The sequence below is a fragment of the Blastococcus sp. CCUG 61487 genome, assembly GCF_005222955.1.
Lineage (GTDB): Bacteria > Actinomycetota > Actinomycetes > Mycobacteriales > Geodermatophilaceae > Blastococcus.
Genome location: NZ_LWUA01000027.1, coordinates 24,144 through 40,315 on the forward strand (window position 1 = coordinate 24,144; position 16,172 = coordinate 40,315).

Annotated in this window: 16 protein-coding genes and 1 riboswitch; of the genes, 6 read left to right on the top strand and 10 right to left on the bottom strand. The window is 73.6% G+C overall.

The features are described 5' to 3' along the window. Positions 1-75 precede the first annotated feature (75 nt). Together A6V29_RS02980 and A6V29_RS02985 are read right to left on the bottom strand one after the other, a co-directional pair. A complete protein-coding gene (locus tag A6V29_RS02980) occupies positions 76-918 on the bottom strand; it encodes an HDOD domain-containing protein (protein ID WP_249932966.1) in 843 nt (280 codons plus the stop codon). Then, on the bottom strand, positions 915-2,984 hold the full coding sequence (locus tag A6V29_RS02985; RefSeq protein ID WP_249932967.1) for a putative bifunctional diguanylate cyclase/phosphodiesterase: 2,070 nt from the start codon (positions 2,982-2,984) through the stop codon (positions 915-917). Before A6V29_RS02985 ends, A6V29_RS02980 begins: the two co-directional genes overlap by 4 nt. A 255-nt stretch (positions 2,985-3,239) precedes the next feature. Here A6V29_RS02985 and A6V29_RS02990 point away from each other — a divergent pair, with 255 nt between their 5' ends. From A6V29_RS02990 to A6V29_RS03005, 4 genes are all read left to right on the top strand, one after another. Next, positions 3,240-4,082, top strand: a complete 843-nt coding sequence (locus tag A6V29_RS02990) for a leucine-rich repeat domain-containing protein (RefSeq protein WP_170977665.1) — start codon at positions 3,240-3,242, stop codon at positions 4,080-4,082. A 146-nt stretch (positions 4,083-4,228) separates the two neighbouring features. After that, positions 4,229-5,779: a Re/Si-specific NAD(P)(+) transhydrogenase subunit alpha gene (locus A6V29_RS02995; RefSeq protein WP_137158912.1), complete on the top strand. Its 1,551-nt coding sequence runs from the start codon at positions 4,229-4,231 to the stop codon at positions 5,777-5,779. Continuing rightward, positions 5,776-7,185 carry a Re/Si-specific NAD(P)(+) transhydrogenase subunit beta gene (pntB, locus tag A6V29_RS03000; protein ID WP_137158913.1) on the top strand — a complete coding sequence of 470 codons (1,410 nt, stop codon included), beginning with the start codon at positions 5,776-5,778 and terminating at the stop codon, positions 7,183-7,185. Before A6V29_RS02995 ends, pntB begins: the two co-directional genes overlap by 4 nt. A 50-nt stretch (positions 7,186-7,235) precedes the next feature. Next, positions 7,236-8,114 carry an MEDS domain-containing protein gene (locus A6V29_RS03005; protein ID WP_137158914.1) on the top strand — a complete coding sequence of 293 codons (879 nt, stop codon included), beginning with the start codon at positions 7,236-7,238 and terminating at the stop codon, positions 8,112-8,114. Here A6V29_RS03005 and A6V29_RS03010 read toward each other — a convergent pair. Both A6V29_RS03010 and A6V29_RS03015 read right to left on the bottom strand, forming a co-directional pair. Further along, positions 8,108-8,518 carry a hypothetical protein gene (locus A6V29_RS03010; protein WP_137158915.1) on the bottom strand — a complete coding sequence of 137 codons (411 nt, stop codon included), beginning with the start codon at positions 8,516-8,518 and terminating at the stop codon, positions 8,108-8,110. The genes A6V29_RS03005 and A6V29_RS03010 overlap by 7 nt on opposite strands. Before the next feature lie 50 nt (positions 8,519-8,568). Then, positions 8,569-8,889, bottom strand: coding sequence for a DUF2218 domain-containing protein (locus A6V29_RS03015; RefSeq protein WP_137158916.1), 321 nt, complete (start codon positions 8,887-8,889; stop codon positions 8,569-8,571). A 194-nt stretch (positions 8,890-9,083) separates the two neighbouring features. On the opposite strand from A6V29_RS03015, the gene A6V29_RS03020 reads away from it, so the two are divergent. After that, the gene (locus A6V29_RS03020; protein WP_137158917.1) at positions 9,084-10,283 is read left to right on the top strand and encodes a glycoside hydrolase family 3 N-terminal domain-containing protein; all 1,200 of its coding nucleotides are present in this window, start codon (positions 9,084-9,086) and stop codon (positions 10,281-10,283) included. A 116-nt stretch (positions 10,284-10,399) separates the two neighbouring features. On the opposite strand, the gene A6V29_RS03025 is transcribed toward A6V29_RS03020, so the two are convergent. The 4 genes from A6V29_RS03025 to A6V29_RS03040 all read right to left on the bottom strand — a co-directional run bounded on the left by A6V29_RS03025 (position 10,400) and on the right by A6V29_RS03040 (position 14,500). Further along, on the bottom strand, positions 10,400-11,161 hold the full coding sequence (locus A6V29_RS03025; protein WP_137158918.1) for an aggregation-promoting factor C-terminal-like domain-containing protein: 762 nt from the start codon (positions 11,159-11,161) through the stop codon (positions 10,400-10,402). Between the two features lie 76 nt (positions 11,162-11,237). After that, positions 11,238-11,389, bottom strand: a riboswitch (cyclic di-AMP (ydaO/yuaA leader). Positions 11,390-11,518: 129 nt separating this feature from the next. Further along, entirely contained in the window at positions 11,519-12,169 is a 651-nt protein-coding gene (locus A6V29_RS03030; RefSeq protein ID WP_137158919.1) for a class I SAM-dependent methyltransferase, read from the bottom strand. A gap of 4 nt (positions 12,170-12,173) precedes the next feature. Then, positions 12,174-13,019: an SDR family NAD(P)-dependent oxidoreductase gene (locus A6V29_RS03035; protein ID WP_137158920.1), complete on the bottom strand. Its 846-nt coding sequence runs from the start codon at positions 13,017-13,019 to the stop codon at positions 12,174-12,176. Then, entirely contained in the window at positions 13,019-14,500 is a 1,482-nt protein-coding gene (locus tag A6V29_RS03040) for a flavin-containing monooxygenase (protein ID WP_137158921.1), read from the bottom strand. The genes A6V29_RS03035 and A6V29_RS03040 overlap by 1 nt, the downstream gene beginning before the upstream one ends. 145 nt (positions 14,501-14,645) lie before the next feature. Between A6V29_RS03040 and A6V29_RS03045 the strand changes: the two genes are divergently transcribed. Beyond that, entirely contained in the window at positions 14,646-15,296 is a 651-nt protein-coding gene (locus tag A6V29_RS03045) for a TetR/AcrR family transcriptional regulator (RefSeq protein ID WP_137158922.1), read from the top strand. A 5-nt stretch (positions 15,297-15,301) separates the two neighbouring features. Here A6V29_RS03045 and A6V29_RS03050 read toward each other — a convergent pair whose 3' ends face one another. Then, complete coding sequence (locus tag A6V29_RS03050; protein WP_137158923.1) at positions 15,302-15,811, bottom strand: universal stress protein; 510 nt, start codon at positions 15,809-15,811, stop codon at positions 15,302-15,304. A gap of 106 nt (positions 15,812-15,917) precedes the next feature. Next, positions 15,918-16,172, bottom strand: a 255-nt coding sequence (locus tag A6V29_RS20565; protein WP_170977666.1) for a hypothetical protein, incomplete at its 5' end; no start/stop codon positions are given.

Below are 16,172 nucleotides of genomic sequence, written 5' to 3' on the forward strand. Positions count from 1 at the left end.
TTCGCAAGCTCATGGTGGGCCCCTGAACGAGGCCGCAGAGCCCCGTCCCCTCTCGAGGGGGCGGGGCTCTCGCCCTTATTCGGTGCCGAGCATGGCGCGGCGGAGCTCGGCGGCGTCCGCACGGACCGTATCGAGTACCGGCACGACGTCGTCCTCCCGGAGCTGACCGCAGCTGACCCGGACGATCGGCACCGGCTCGTAGTCCTCCGTGGTGAGCCGCGCGGCGATCTCCAGGCAGGTCCGCAGCAGCGCACCCTCCATCGCCCGGAAGTCGTCGACGTGGGTCAACGGCACGGTCATCGGCTTCGGGAACCCCCACTGCTCCAGCGCCACTGACGTCAGCCGGAGGCTGTCGATGCCGTAGCGCCGGGTCTCGGCGGCCCGGCGGTCGCGGAGGACAGGGTGGGCGGCGACGATCTCGGCGTAGCCCTCGTGATCGTTGTGGAACAGCAGCGCACCGCCCAGTTGCGCGAGCAGGCCCAGGCACAGCGCCTCCTGCGGGCGCTCGCCGAACCGCAACGCGAGGGACGAGGCCGACAGGGCCAGGTGGGTGGTGAAGTCCCAGAAGTCGTCGGGCAGCCGCGTCTCGTCGTCGAGCTCGGTGAGGGCGACGGTGGCCATGGTGCGCACCGTCGTGAAGCCGACGACGGTCACCGCGAACTGCAGCGAGGTGACCCGGCCGCGCATCCCGAAGTAGGCCGAGTTCGCCAGCTTCATGACCCGCCCGGCCAGGGCGACGTCGGCGGCGAGGATGCGGGAGAGCTCCTTGGCGCTGGTGTCCTCGGCGTTTGCGACCGACACCAGTTGCGCGGCGACGGGCTTCTGCGCCGCCATCCTGTCGATGCCGGCGAGGATCGTCTCCACGTCGAAGGTGGGCACCGACTCCAGCGAGGTCCCTGGGAACGGTGTGACTGTCACGGTGCGGTCTCCCCGTGGGCGGCGAACCAGGCGGCGGTGTGCCCCCCGGTCATGGGTTCGGCCAGGCTGAAGCCCTGGAGGTAGGTGGCGCCGAGCCGGGTCAGCTCCTCGGCCTGCTCCACGGTCTCGACCCCCTCGGCGACGGTGCAGAGGTTGAGGTTGCGCGCCAGCGCGATGACCGCCGAGGCGATCTCCGAGTGGCCGGCCGACAGCTCGGCGACGAAGGAGCGGTCGACCTTGAGGCAGTCCACCGGGAGGTGCCGCAGGTAGGCCAGCGAGGAGTAGCCGGTGCCGAAGTCGTCGATCGCGAGCTCCACACCGACGTCGCGCAGCTGCTGGAGGACCTGGCGGGCCTGGTCGGGGTCCTTCATCAGCGCGGACTCGGTGATCTCGATGGAGATCCGCTCGGGTGCCAGCCCGTGCCGCTCCAGCGCCGCCTCGACCTGGGCCGGCAGGTTGTCGTCGAGCTGCAGCGCCGAGACGTTGACGTTCGCCCGCGGCGGCGCGGCGTAGCCCATCAGCCGGTCCCAGTCGGCCAGCTGGCGGCACGTCTCGTCCAGCACGAACAGCCCCAGGCCGGCGATCAGCCCGCTCTCCTCGGCCAGCGGCACGAACACGGTGGGGCTGATCTGCCCCCGCTCGGGGTGTTCCCACCGGGCCAGCGACTCCACCGCGACCGGCGTCTGGTCCCGAGTGCTGAAGATCGGCTGGTAGAGCAGCGTGAGCTCGCCGTTGTCGATGGCGTCGCGCAGCTCGGCGACCAGGCGCAGCTTGTCGCGCGCCTGGGCGCGGCCCTCCTGGTCCAGGACGCTGATCCGGCCCCTGCCGCTGGCCTTGGCCTGGTACATCGCGATGTCGCAGTCGCGGATCAGCTCCTCGGCGGCCTCGTGCTCGGCGGTCTGCACGGTGACGCCGACGCTCGCGTGCGGCCGGACGTCCACCCCGCCGAGGCGCATCGGCTCGGCCAGGGCGGCGGTGATCCGCTGGGCCAGGGCGACGGCGACGGCCTCGTCGACCTGCTCGCAGACGACCACGAACTCGTCGCCGCCGAAGCGGGCCACCAGGTCACCCGGGCGGACCGTCGCCCGCAGGCGGGCCGCCACCTCGATGAGCAGCTCGTCGCCGGCGGTGTGCCCGAGCGAGTCGTTGACGACCTTGAAGTTGTCCAGGTCGAGGAAGAGGCAGGCCAGCCCGCCCGCGCCGGGACGGAACCGCTCGGCCACGTACTGCGCCAGCAGCGTCCGGTTGGGCAGCTCGGTCAGCGGGTCGTGGTTGGCCTGGTGGGCGAGCTGCGCCTCGAAGGCCAGCCGGTCGGTGATGTCCTCGATCGTGGCGACGAAGCCGGCGCCCACGCCGGGGGTGAACAGGTGGGCGAAGCGGATGATCGTCGTCCGTTCCGTGCCGTCCTCGCGGACCAGCCGGGCCTGGACCTCCACCTCCCCGCCGTCCAGGACGGCCGACACCTGCTCGATGACGGCGTCGAGGTCGTCGTTGTGCACCGTGTCGATCCAGCCCGTGCCGAGCAGCTGCTCGGCACGGCGGCCGACGAGGGTGCAGAAGGCGTCGTTGACGTGCGCCAGGCGCATGCCCTGTTCGGAGAGCAGGGTGGGCACCGGCGAGCGCTCGGTGAGCGCGGAGAAGCGGCGTTCGTGCGCGTCGGCCGTCGCGCGCAGCGCGCGGTCCTGCTCGCTGGTGGTGGAGCGCAGCGAGATGGTCCAGCGCCGTCCGCCCGGGTCCGGCGTGGTCATGACCGACACGTCGACGGTGGCTCCGCTGGCGGTGCGCACGGCGAGGGTCCGGCGGGCCGAGCGCTCGCGCCGGAGCAGCAGCTTGAGCTCTCCGCCGGCCAGGCTGGGGAAGAGCTGCTCGACGGGCATCGTCCGCAGGTCGGCGAGCGCGTAGCCCAGCATCTGGACCGCGCCCTCGTTGCACCACGTGAACCGCTGCCTGCGGCCGCTCGTCTCGGCCACGAGCAGCGCCATCGAGTCGCTGACCGAGGCGCTGTAGAAGATGGAGGAGACGATCTCCGGCGGCACGTGGTCGTCCGACCGACGGGCGGCAGTCACACCGGCCTCCTTCCTCCAGCCCCGAGCAGCGCCGAGGAGCGCTGCACCGGCTACTTCGGCGCTTCCGGAGGTCGTCTTGCAGCCGAATCGGGCACTGTCCCCCGTAGGGGTGAGCGGCGCGGCGCGCCCTCGGGGAGCGCCGGGTACCGGAACTGCCCGTATCGCTGACTAGCCTGCCGATCAGGAGGTGCCGCCATCCACCGCACCCGATCGCTGGCACGGATCGCCGTCGTCCGTGCGCTGACCGCCCTGGTCGTGGGCCTCGGCGCCACGGCGTGCGCGGAAGCCGCCCCCGAGCCGGTCGCCGGTCTCGCCGACGACGCGCTCGCCGGCTGCGTGGCGGCGGCCGTCGGGCTGCCGCCCACGACCGAGCTGTTCGCCGTCGACGATCTCGCGGCGCTCGAGGTCCTGCACTGCGACGGCGCCGACCACCCCGAGCCGATCCGCACCCTGGACGGCGTCGAGCGGCTGACCGGCCTCGTCGAGCTCGGGCTCCCCGGTCACGAGATCACCGACGTCGCACCACTGGCCGGCCTACCCCGGCTCGGCACGCTGACGCTGACCGGCAACGCGATCGCCGACCTGACCCCGCTGCGCGGATTGGCGCTGTTCGACCTCGGCCTGTCGCAGAACCCGGTCGGCGACCTGTCACCGCTGGCCGGGACGACGACGCTGCGGGCGCTCGGGGTGGCCGGAGCGCAGCTCACCGACGTCTCGGCGCTGGCCGGCCTGGACGGGCTGAGCACGCTCGACCTCAGCCGGAACGCGATCACCGACGTCGCCCCCCTCGCCGGGCTCCCGAACCTGGACACGCTGCGGCTGGCGGACAACCTGATCGCCGACCCGTCCCCCCTGGGGACGATCCCGACGCTGCTGCGCCTGGACCTGTTCGGCAACCAGGTGGCACGGATCGGCGGCCTGGCCGACGCCCCGCTGCTGCAGGAGCTGCAGCTCGGGGCCAACCCGCTCACCGACCTCACGCCGCTGCTGGCGGTGCGCACGCTGGTGAACCTCGGCCTGGACGAGACCGACCCCACCCGGCTGGTCGGGGTGGACGCGCTGCGGGCCGCCGGGGTCTCGGTGAACGGACTGGCCTGACCGCACGTGGCGGCGATCACATCGGCGAGCCCCGGAGCAAGGCGCCGTCGGCGGCCAGGCATGATCCTCGGGTCGGGCGTGCACCTGCACGCCTCCAGCCCTCGAGATCGGCGAACGACGCCGGTCCTGCGACGAACGGAGCCACGGTGCGCATCGGAGTGCCGCGGGAGACCCGCGCCCGCGAGACACGGGTGGCCGCGACCCCGACGACGGTGACCCAGCTGGTGGGCCTGGGCTACGACGTCGTCGTCGAGTCCGGCGCCGGTGAGGCGAGCAGCTTCCCCGACGAGGCCTACGCCGAGGCCGGGGCCGCCATCGGCAGCCCCGACGACGCCTGGCAGGCCGACGTCGTGCTGCGGGTCAACGCCCCCGCGGTCGAGGAGATCTCCCGGCTCCGCGACGGCGCCACGCTGATCAGCCTGATCAGCCCGGCCCAGGACCCGGCGCTCGTGGACGCGCTCGCCGCCCGTCCCATCACCGTGCTGGCCATGGACGCCGTCCCGCGGATCTCCCGCGCGCAGTCCCTCGACGTGCTCAGCTCCATGGCCAACATCGCCGGCTACCGCGCCGTCGTCGAGGCCGCGCACGTCTTCGGCCGGTTCTTCACCGGCCAGGTCACCGCCGCGGGCAAGGTGCCGCCGGCCAAGGTGCTCGTCGCCGGCGCCGGCGTCGCCGGGCTCGCCGCCATCGGCGCGGCGTCCAGCCTCGGCGCGATCGTGCGGGCCACCGACGTCCGCCCCGAGGTCGCCGAGCAGGTGCGCTCGCTGGGTGGCGAGTACGTCGCGGTGAAGGCCGGCGAGCAGGAGGTCAGCTCCGACGGCTACGCCCGCGAGATGGGCGAGGACTTCAACCGCCGCGCCGCCGAGATGTACGCCGAGCAGGCGAAGGACGTCGACATCATCATCACCACCGCGCTCATCCCCGGCAGGCCCGCGCCCCGGCTGATCACCGAGGAGATGGTGGCCTCGATGCGGTCGGGCAGCGTGATCGTGGACATGGCCGCCGCGCAGGGCGGCAACGTGGCGGGCTCCGTGGCCGACGAGATCGTGGTGACCGACAACGGCGTCTCGATCATCGGCTACACCGACCTGCCCGCCCGGCTCCCGGCGCAGGCTTCCCAGCTCTACGGCACCAACCTGGTGAACCTGCTCAAGCTGCTCACGCCGGAGAAGGACGGCCGGCTGGTGCTGGACTTCGACGACGTCGTGCAGCGCTCGATGACCGTCGTCCGCGACGGCGAGAAGACCTGGCCCCCGCCGCCGGTCCAGGTGTCGGCGGCACCGGCCGCTCCGGCGCCGGCGCGGGAACCCGCTCCCCCACCCCCACCACCGAGCCCCGCGCGCAGGTTCGCGCCCATCGGGATCGGCGCGCTGGCACTGTTCCTCGTCGCCGCCATCTCCCCCGACGAGCTGATCGGGCACTTCACCGTGTTCGCGCTCGCCGTCGTGGTCGGCTTCTACGTCATCAGCGGCGTGCACCACGCGCTGCACACCCCGCTGATGTCGGTGACCAACGCGATCTCCGGGATCATCGTGGTCGGCGCCCTGCTGCAGATCGACAGCGACGACGCGGTGGTGCGGACGCTGGCGTTCGTGGCCATCCTGGTCGCCAGCATCAACGTCTTCGGTGGCTTCGCGGTCACCCGGCGGATGCTCGGCATGTTCACCCGCGGCCCGAGTGCGGAGAGCGCCCGATGACCGCCGCCTCGGCCGCCGCAGCGGCCTACATCGTCGCCGCGCTGCTCTTCATCCTCAGCCTGGCGGGCCTGTCCAAGCACGAGACGGCCAAGCCCGGCAACGTCTTCGGCATCGCCGGCATGGCGATCGCGCTGATCGCCACCGTCGGCCTCGTCGTCCAGGACATCTCGGGCACCTCGCTGCTGCTGCTCGTGGTCGCCGTCCTGATCGGCGCGGCCATCGGGCTGTGGCGGGCGCGGGTCGTCGAGATGACCGGCATCCCCGAGCTGATCGCCCTGCTGCACAGCTTCGTCGGCCTCGCCGCGGTGCTGGTGGGCTGGAACGGCTACCTCGAGGTCGAGGCCGGCGGCGACCCGTCCGCGGCGCTCACCGGCAGCGAGGCCGGCATCCACTCCGGTGAGGTCGCCGTCGGCGTCTTCATCGGTGCGGTCACCTTCACCGGCTCGATCGTCGCCTACCTCAAGCTGGCCGCGAAGATCAAGTCCAACCCGCTCATGCTCCCGGGGCGCAACTGGCTCAACCTCGGTGCGCTGCTGGCCTTCGTCATCCTCACCGTCGTCTTCGTGATCGAGCCGACCCTGCCGGTGCTGGCGGTGCTCACCGTGCTGGCGCTGGCCCTGGGCTGGCACCTGGTCGCCTCGATCGGCGGCGGCGACATGCCGGTGGTCGTCTCGATGCTCAACAGCTACTCGGGCTGGGCGGCGGCCGCGGCGGGCTTCCTGCTCAGCAACGACCTGCTGATCATCACCGGTGCGCTGGTCGGCTCCTCGGGTGCCTACCTCTCCTACATCATGTGCAAGGCGATGAACCGCTCGTTCATCTCGGTCATCGCCGGTGGCTTCGGCAACGAGGGCAGCGCGGCGTCGGGCGACGTCGACTACGGCGAGCACACCGAGATCTCCGCGGAGGACGCCGCCGAGCTGCTCCGCGAGGCCGACTCGGTGGTCATCACCCCCGGCTACGGCATGGCGGTCGCGCAGGCGCAGGGCGCCGTCGCCGAGCTCACCCGCAAGCTGACCGACAGGGGCGTGCAGGTCCGCTTCGGCATCCACCCGGTCGCCGGCCGCCTGCCCGGGCACATGAACGTGCTGCTCGCCGAGGCCAAGGTGCCCTACGACGTCGTCCTGGAGATGGACGAGATCAACGACGACCTCGCCGCCACCTCGGTAGTGCTGGTCATCGGGGCCAACGACACCGTCAACCCCTCGGCCTCGGAGGACCCCGGCAGCCCGATCGCCGGCATGCCGGTGCTGCGGGTGTGGGAGGCCGAGCGGGTGGTCGTGTTCAAGCGGTCGATGAACACCGGGTACGCCGGGGTGCAGAACCCGCTGTTCTTCCGCGACAACAGCCGCATGCTGTTCGGCGACGCACGGGAGCGGGTCGAGGACATCCTGCGTTCACTGTGACGTCACGCACTGTCCTAGGTGCGCCCCCTGGGCGGACATAGGGTCGACCGGTGCGCGTACACGGATCGGTGCTGGAGCTGCCCGAGGCAGGACCGGCCGACCACCTGTGCTGGCTGCACGACGACGACGCGGCGTTCGTGGACGTGGTCCGCGGGTTCCTCGCCGGCGGCCTGGCCCGCGGGGAGCGCCTGCTCTGCGTCGGCGACCGAGCCGTCGCCGCGCTCGACGACGCCGACGGCGAACTCGGGGACGTGGCGCGGCTGCGTGCCGACGGCGTCGTGGAGACGATGACGGTCGCCGAGGCCTACGCGGCGGCCGGCGGGTTCGCCATCGACAGGCAGCGCGCGTTCTACGACGCCGCCACCCGCCGGGCGCAGGCCGACGGGCACCGGGGGCTGCGGGTCGTCGCCGACCTGACCGAGTTCGCCACCGAGCCGGAGCTGCTCCCGGAGCTGCTCCGCTGGGAGCACGTCGCCGACGAGCTCATGGCCTCGGGGTCGGGCATGTCGGCCCTGTGCACGTACCGCCGCGACCTGCCGCCCGAGAGCCTGGCCCAGGTGCTCGCCGTCCACCCGCGGGGAAACGGCGCCGAGCACCTGACCCCGTTCCGGCTGCTCGCGGGCGACGGTCACCTGGCACTCAGGGGCAGCGTCGACACCTTCAGCGCCGGCCGGCTGGCCACGCTGCTGGCCGGCACCGCCACCGACCGGGCCGCCGTGCTGGACCTGACCGGCCTGGACTTCATCGACGTGGCCGGCTGCCGCGCGCTGGCCGGCTGGGCGGTGGCGCTGGAGTCGGGCGGCGCCCGGCCGGAGCTGCGCGGCGCCTCGCCGCTCGTACGGCGCATGTGGCGGATCCTGGGGCTCGACGCCGTCGCACCTGTCCGCTTCTCCGAGCCCCCCGGCGCGAGGGCCTACGACCGCTACTGAGCCTGGCTCGGCTGCGGGGGTCCCTCCGGCGGTCCCTCGCGGCGCACGAAGTCACCGACGGCCTCCTCGAGCCGGGCCCACGAGCCGCTCCACTCGACCAGCGGCTCGAGGATCCGCTCGAAGACGGCGAGCTGCTGGTCGAAGGCCTCCAGCTGGGCACGCATCCCGGCGATCGAGGCGCGCTGGGCGCTCACCATCTCGGCGACGGCGCGCAGCTGGGCCGCGGACATGGCGCCCGGCGGGCTCGGCAGCGCGGGCAGGGACAGCTTCGCGGGCACGGCGCCGGCGACGGACCGCGCGCGGTCGGTGAACCCGCGCAGCTGCTGCACGAACTCGTCGATCGACCTGCCCACGATGCCGCCCACCGGCGGCACCGGATCGGACGCGGGGTGTTCCTCGCTCATGCCTCGGACGCTATGCCGGAGCGCATCCGGCGGCGAGCGGACCGCGCCGGTCAGCCCGCGGCCGGCGCCAGGCCCGGCTCCGGCGCCCAGCTGACGGTGAGGGAGTCCCGCGCGCCGAACCGCTCGAGGTGGTCGCCGAGCACGTGCTGGACGCGAGCCAGGCCCTCGGGGGTGGCCGACTCGGCGACCAGGGTCAGCACGCCGTCGCCGAGCACGATGCTGCCCGTGCCGAAGTCGAAGAACGACGCCGTGGACGTGCCTCCCTCGGTGGTGAACTCGAGCTTGCGGCCCAGGTGGGAGACCAGTTGCTTGGCGTAGCGCGCCGGGTTGTCGGTGCGGACGTCGGCGCTGGCGCGCAGTGGAGCAGTCATGGGGTCCTCTCCGCCACCCCTCTGGCGACTTAGGGTCACCTTACTCGCCGGGTGCCGCCGGGGGCCGGCGTCGCCACCCGCGACACCCGACCGCGGCGCTGCCGCCGCGACGCCGGAGCACGGCAGACTGGATCCGGCCCGCTGCGGCCCGGGTGTTCGCCGATCTCCTGCGGGAGGTGTCCCGAAGGAGTGCGATGGGCCTGTCCTCCGCCCGGGCGGCCTCGGCCGCGGTGCTGATCGCGTGCGGTCTGGTGGCCTGCGGGAGCGGTGGCTCGGAAGGCGGGTCCGCACCCACCGGCAGCGGCTCCCCCGCGCCGAGCACCGCGACCTCCGAGGCGCCGCCGCCCGCGCCGGTGGACGAGGCCGAGGCCGCGGTGGACACGGTCCTCGACGAGCTGGACCGGCGGGCGGAGATCGCCCAGCTCTTCGTCGTCGGTGTGCCGGCCGACGGTCTGGCCGCCGGCGCGGGGCTCGTCGACGACGGCGTGGGCGGGCTCTTCCTCGCGGGTCGACCGACCGCCTCGGCAGCCGAGCTCGCCGGTCTCACCGCGGGGTGGCAGCAGCAGGCCGGGCTCGGGGTGTGGATCGCCGTCGACCAGGAGGGCGGCAGCGTGCAGACCCTCAAGGGCGAGGGGTTCGACCTCCTCCCCCGCGCGACCAGGCAGGGCGACCTACCGCCCGACGGGCTCGCCGCGCTGGCGACCGGTCTCGGCGCGCAGCTGGACGCGGCCGGCATCAACCTGAACCTGGCCCCGGTGGTGGACGTCGTCCCGGCCGGGACCGAGCGGGCGAACGGACCGATCGGCTACTACGACAGGCAGTACGGCAGCACCGCCGCCGAGGTGGCGCCGGCCGCGGCCGCGATCGTGGACGGCCTGGCCGCGTCGGGGGTCACCTCGACGCTCAAGCACTTCCCGGGGCTGGGGCTGGTGCGCGGCAACACCGACGACACCGCCGACGTCGTCGACACCGTCACCACCGCCGACCACGAGCAGGTGACCGCGTTCGCGGGCACGCTGGCGCGGACGTCGGCCGACCCGATGGTCATGACGTCCTCGGCGACGTACACCCAGCTCGACCCGACGACGCTGGCCGCCTTCTCGTCATCGGTCGTCCGCGACCTGCTCCGGGGCCGGCTGGCGTTCGAGGGCCCGGTCATCTCCGACGACCTCGGCAACGCCAGGGCGGTCGCGCACGTGCCGGTCGGCGAACGGGCGGTGCGCTTCCTGGCGGCGGGCGGCACCCTCGTCCTCACCGTGGCGCCGGCCACCTTCCCGCCGATGCTCGAGGCGGTGGTGAGCCGGGACGCGGCTGATCCGGAGTTCGCCGCGATCGTCGACGACGCGGTCCGGACCGCCCTGCTCGCCAAGGCCCGGGCCGGTCTGCTCGACTGACTGGGCCCGCGGGCAGCGGCCTACCTCACGGCGAAGCGTCCTCCCTCACCGCAAGCGGTGAGGGAGGACGCTCGGGGATCAGGTTCCCTGATCGTGACGCCGGCGGCCTTGGCGGCTCAGTACCAGCCCTTGGCCTGCGAGTGGGACCAGGCACCGCAGGGGGTGCCGAACCGGTTCGCGATGTAGATCAGCCCGGCGTCGATCTGGCGGTAGCCGTCCGACGTCTTGGCGATGCCGGTGCTCGCCCACGTGCTGTTCAGGAACTGCGGGATGCCGTAGGCGGTGCTCGTCGGGTTCTGGGCGTTCGGGTTCCAGCCGCTCTCCTTGCCCCACAGCTTCTCGAGGCAGGAGAACTGCTGGCTGTCGCCACCCAACTTCTGCAGCGCGTAGCTCTGGTAGGAACCCTTCGGCGCGGCGGGAGCAGCCGCTGCGGCGCGAGGTGCGGCGGCCGCCCGGCGGGCTGCCTCCTCGGCCTGCGCGACCCGGGCCGCCTCGGCGCGAGCAGCCTCCTCGGCGGCGATCCGGGCGGCCTCCTCGGCGGCGCGGCGGTCGTGCTCGGCCTGCTCCGCCGCCAGCTGGGCGAGCGCGGCCTGCTGCTGCTCGGCGTCGCGGGCGCTGCGGCTGGCGGCCAGCTCCTGCAGCGGCGCGACGGTGGCGGCCTCGAGCGCGGCCGGGGTGTCGGCGGTGATGCCGAGCTGCTGCGCGACGCTCACCGGCTCGGTCGCGGCCTCTGCCCCGGCGGTGGCCGGTTCGCCGGCCGCGGTGAGGACGCCGAGGGTCAGGGCGCCGGCGGCGGCGGCGCCGACCAGCAGGGCGGGGCGTCGGGCGCCGGTGGACGAACGGCGGGCACGGGACAACACGGTGGTACGGAGGTTCATGGGGAGGGTGTGCTCCGGGTGTCAGGGCGCAGCAGAGCCATCGCCCGCTCAGGGGCGACGCGCACTCCAGCTGTCCAGTTCTTCCGTGAGCCGCCTACCGAGTTAGCTGACGGGTTCGGGCGGGAAGCAGCCCTACCGCCCCGGACTGGAGGTCCGGGGTCGAGATTCACCCCAGTACTGCGGTGGGTCCCCGGCTCGCCCCGCGGGGCGACTCGGCGGCGCCCGGCTCGGCACCCCGCTGTTCGAGGTCCGCCGATCGACCGGACCGATCCAACGTACGACCGTGATCTGTTCGTGACAAACCTGCAGCGGAGAAATCGGACGTGATCCTCGTCCCCTTGACGCGGCGGAGCAGCGTCAGGGCAGGCGCCAGACGGTCGTGCATCGCAGGCGCGGAGACCCGTCGGGAGCGCCTTCGGTGTCGGCGACGTCGTGCACGGCCGCCTCGGTCAGCCGATCGTGCGGCAGGTACGGCCGGCCGGGGTCGCCGATGAACACCTCGGCCCCGGCGGCCCGCGCGGCCTCCAGGAACGGCAGGACCCGCTCGGTCATGAGCCGGTCGTAGCAGACGTCCCCGGCGAGGACGACGTCGACGACCGGCGGCGCGCTGCCCAGCAGGTCACCCACCGGCTCGATCCCGGAGACACCGTTGAGCGCGGCGTTCTCCGGGATGGCGGCGAGCCCGAACGGGTCGATCTCGCTGGCCAGCACGCGCGAGGCACCCGCCATGGCCGCCGCGACCGCGACCAGCCCGCTCCCCGCTCCGAGATCGAGGACCGACCGCCCGGCGACGAGGTCGGGGTGGTCCAGGACGTGGCGGGCCAGCGCCTGACCACCCGGCCAGGCAGCGGCCCAGAAGGGCGGGTCCTGCTCGGTCCGGCCCTGCTCCACCTCCATCGCCTCCCAGAGCGCCACGACGTCGGTGGCGACCAGCAGCTGCACCTCGGGCACCAGCGAGGGCCGGGCCGGGCGGGTGTGGGCGCGGATGAACTCGGCGGGGACGGCCACGGCGTCAGCCGCGCCCGCCCGCCGCGGCGCGACGGCCGGCGATCCGGGCTATCGGCCGCCAGTAGGTGCCCGGCCGCAGCCGGACCAGCGCGTCGGGCACCTTCGCCGTGGCGCCGATGAGCAGCCGCGGGCGGCGCTTCTCGATCGCCGCCACGATCTGCGCGGCCGCCTTCTCCGGCGGGATCCGGAGCAGCTTGTCGAACTCCTCGCGGCCGGCCGCCAGCTCCGGCGGCACCCCCGACCCCATGCGGGCGCTCTGCGCGATGCGTGTCCGGATGCCGCCGGGGTGGACCACCGTCACGCCGATCCCGTCGTCGGCCAGCTCGTGCCGCAGCGACTCGCTGAACCCGCGGACGGCGAACTTGCTGGCGGCATAGGCGGCCTGGCCGGCGGGCGCGAAGATGCCGAAGACACTGGAGACGTTGACCAGGTGCGCCCCGGGGTGGGCCTTGAGCACCGGCAGCAGCGCGGCGGTCAGCCGGACGACGGCGCGGAAGTTGATCGCCAGCACCCAGTCGAACTCCTCGAGGGTGACCTGGTCGAACCGGCCACCGAGCGCCACGCCGGCGTTGTTGACCAGCAGCGTCGTCTGGGGGTGCGCCGAGGCCAGCGTCGCCCCGAGCTCGTCGGTGGCCGCCTCGTCGGCGAGGTCGACGACGTAGGTCTGCACCGCGAGCTGCGGATGGGCCGTGCGGATCCCGTCGGCGACGGTGGCCAGCCGGTCGGCGTCCTTGTCGACGAGCACCAGGGAGCTGCCGCGCTCGGCCAGCTGCACCGCCAGCGCCTCGCCGATCCCGCTGGCTGCGCCGGTGACGACGGCGGTGCCACCGGCGAACGCGTACGGGCCCATCAGGCGGCCGCCGTCTCGGCCCGCACGGGGGCGGCGGTGAACCTGATGCCCTCGTCCTCCACCGGGCCGCGGCGCATCATCCGGATGTCGCGGAGGTAGTTCTGGTGCAGCTTCCACGGCGTGCGCCGTCCCTGCTTGGGCAGCTGATCGAGGCTGCGCTGCACGTACCCCGACGCCAGGTCGAGGAAGGGCTGGTCGGCGCCCTCGGGCGGTGCGACCGGGGTGGCCACGGCCAGGCCCCGCTCGTCCAGGTGCCGCAGCAGCCGGCACACGTACCTGTTCACCAGGTCCGCCTTGAGGGTCCAGGAGGCGTTCGTGTAGCCGATGACCATCGAGAAGTTCGGGACGCCCGACAGCATCATCCCCTTGTAGGAGACGGTCTCGGAGACGTCGACGGGCTCACCGTCCAGGCACAGCGTCATCCCGCCCATCGGCAGCAGGTTCAGCCCCGTCGCGGTGATGATCACGTCGGCGTCGAGGTGGCTGCCGGACTCCAGCCGGATGCCCGTCTCGGTGAACGAGGCGATCCGGTCGGTGGCGATCGAGGCCTTCCCCGCGCGCAGCGTGCGGAACAGGTCGCCGTCGGGCACCAGGCACAGCCGCTGGTCCCAGGGGTCGTAGGGCGGGTTGAAGTGCGTGTCGACGTCGACGCCGTCCGGCAGCTGCTTGTCGGTGAGCCGGCGGATGAGCGCGCGGACGGCGTTCGGCCAGCGCCGGCTGGCCTGGTAGAGCGCGGTGGAGCTGAGCACGTTCTTCCAGCGCACCACCGAGTAGGCGACCTTCGCGGGCAGCCGGCTGCGCACCAGCTCGGCGAGCGGGTCCTTCTCCGGCAGCGACAGGATGTAGCTCGGCGTCCGCTGCAGCATCGTCACGTGCTCGGCGTCGGCGGCCAGGTTGGGCACCAGGGTGACGGCGGTGGCCCCGCTGCCGATGACGACGATCCGCTTGCCGGCGCCGTCGAAGTCCTCCGGCCAGTGCTGCGGGTGGATCAGCTGCCCGGTGAACCGCTCCTCCCCCGGGAACTCCGGCCGGAAGCCCTCGTCGTAGCGGTAGTAGCCGGAGCAGACCTGCAGCCAGGAGCAGGTCAGGCGCACCGTCTCGTCGGTGTCGGTCCGGCGGGCGGTGACCGTCCAGCGGGCGTCGGCCGAGGACCAGTCGGCCGACAGCACCTCGTGGTGGAAGCGGATCTTCTCCTCCACGCCGTACTCGCGCGCGGTCTCGACGATGTACTCGCGGATCGACTCGCCGTCGGCGATCGCCTTGGGCCCCGTCCAGGGCTTGAAGGCGTAGCCCAGCGTGAACATGTCGGAGTCCGACCGGATGCCGGGGTAGCGGAACAGGTCCCAGGTGCCGCCGATGGCGCCGCGGGACTCGAGGATGGCGAAGGTCCTGTCCGGGCACTCGACCTGCAGGTGGCAGGCGGCGCCGATGCCGGACAGTCCGGCGCCGACGACGAGGACGTCCACGTGCTCCGAGCTCATGGCCTCACTCCTGGGACGGGCCGCCTCGAGGCGGGCTGCGGTATCGGCGCTGCCGCGGAACTCTGCACCGCCGACGCTATCGACGCCCTGTCGAACGAGTCAACGCGCTGTCGAGAAACGGGGCCGGCGCGGCTAATCTCGCGGCATGTCGAACGGCGAGGACGACGCCGCGGTGCGCGCCCGCGGCCGGCGGCCGGCCCGCCCGTCGGGCGACGACCGCGAGCAGGCCATCCTCGCCACCGCCGAGCGGCTGCTGGAGGAGCGGCCGCTGAGCGCCATCTCGGTCGACGACCTGGCGCGGGGGGCCGGCATCTCGCGGCCCACCTTCTACTTCTACTTCGCGTCCAAGGACGCCGTCCTGCTCAGCCTGCTGGACCGGGTGGTCACCGAGGCCGATGCGGCCCTGCGCGCGGCGTTCGACGCGCCGGCCGGCAGCCCGCGCGAGGGCTGGCAGCGGGCGATCAGCACCTACCACGCCACCTTCCGGGCCCATCGCGCGCTGACCGTCGCGTGCGCCGAGGCCCGTCCCGCCAGCCCGGAGGTGCGCGCGCTGTGGGGCGAGGTGTTCGAGCGCTGGGTCCAGCGCTGCGCGACGGTGATCGAGGCCGAGCGCGCCCGCGGTGCCGCGCCCGCCGGCCCACCGGCCCGCGACCTGGCGGTCGCGCTGCTGTCGATGAACGAGCGGGTCCTCTACGGCTCGCTCAGCGGGGACGGACCGGCCCTGGCCGAGCCCGACGTCGTCCCCGTGCTCCTGCGGGTGTGGCTGACGGCGGTCTACGGCGAGGGGCCGCGCTGAGCCGCTCAGCCCTCGATCGCGGCGTTCTCCCCCGTGACCGCCTCCAGGGCCTTGCCGGTGGCGCCGGTGCGCACGACGGTGACCGGGCACGGTGCGTGGCGCACCAGCTTGTCGCTGACCGAGCCGAGCAGCAGGCCGGCGAAACCGCCCCGGCCACGGGCGCCCAGGACCAGCAGGTTCGCCCCCTCGGCGGCCTGCATCATCACCTGCTCGGCGGGGCGGTGGGCGACGTGGCAGGTCACGCGCACCTCGGGGGCGAGACCGGCGAGCCGCACGTGCGCCTCGAGCTCGTCCTTCACGGCCTGCTCCCACTCGGGCAGCGGGGGGACGTACCCGGCCGCGCTCCCGGGCCGGGGCGCCGTCGTGATCGACCAGGCGCGGACGACGTGCAGGTCCACGTCGGCTCGCGCGGCCAACCGACCGGCCCAGACGAGCGCCTCCTGGGCGCACTTCGACCCGTCGTGACCGACGACGATCCCGCCGTCGATCTGCACGGTCTTCGCGACCTCGTCCACCGCTGCCCTCCCGAGCTCCGCACCGGCGGGAACTCCCGCACTGCGGGAAGTTTCTCACTGCCGGGACGGCCGGGCGCGCCCGGAGTGCCCGCGCGGGCGTCGGAACTCAGGAGGCGACGGGTGCGGGCCGCCGCACGAGCACCCGCCCGCCGGCCGGCGGCTCGTCGTGCGGGTCGTCGTCGGTCATCCCTTCGACCGCCACGTTGGTGCCCACCGCGTCGGGCACGGTGGCGGCCACGGCCTGCAGCGCCTCGCCGATCCGGCTGCTCAGGCCGCGCAGCGACTGACGGGCCTGGTCGCGCTGCCGGCGCAGGTCGGCCACCTCGGCCTGCAGCTCGCCGAGCCGCTCCGCGGCCGCGGC

Bases quoted from the DNA above. Each gene is read 5' to 3' on its own strand.
- pntB (WP_137158913.1), top strand. From the start codon at position 5,776: ATGACCGCCGCCTCGGCCGCCGCAGCGGCCTACATCGTCGCCGCGCTG.
- A6V29_RS03010 (WP_137158915.1), bottom strand. From the start codon at position 8,518: ATGAGCGAGGAACACCCCGCGTCCGATCCGGTGCCGCCGGTGGGCGGC.
- A6V29_RS03015 (WP_137158916.1), bottom strand. From the start codon at position 8,889: ATGACTGCTCCACTGCGCGCCAGCGCCGACGTCCGCACCGACAACCCG.
- A6V29_RS03020 (WP_137158917.1), top strand. From the start codon at position 9,084: ATGGGCCTGTCCTCCGCCCGGGCGGCCTCGGCCGCGGTGCTGATCGCG.
- A6V29_RS03025 (WP_137158918.1), bottom strand. From the start codon at position 11,161: ATGAACCTCCGTACCACCGTGTTGTCCCGTGCCCGCCGTTCGTCCACC.
- A6V29_RS03035 (WP_137158920.1), bottom strand. From the start codon at position 13,019: ATGGGCCCGTACGCGTTCGCCGGTGGCACCGCCGTCGTCACCGGCGCA.
- A6V29_RS03040 (WP_137158921.1), bottom strand. From the start codon at position 14,500: ATGAGCTCGGAGCACGTGGACGTCCTCGTCGTCGGCGCCGGACTGTCC.
- A6V29_RS03045 (WP_137158922.1), top strand. From the start codon at position 14,646: ATGTCGAACGGCGAGGACGACGCCGCGGTGCGCGCCCGCGGCCGGCGG.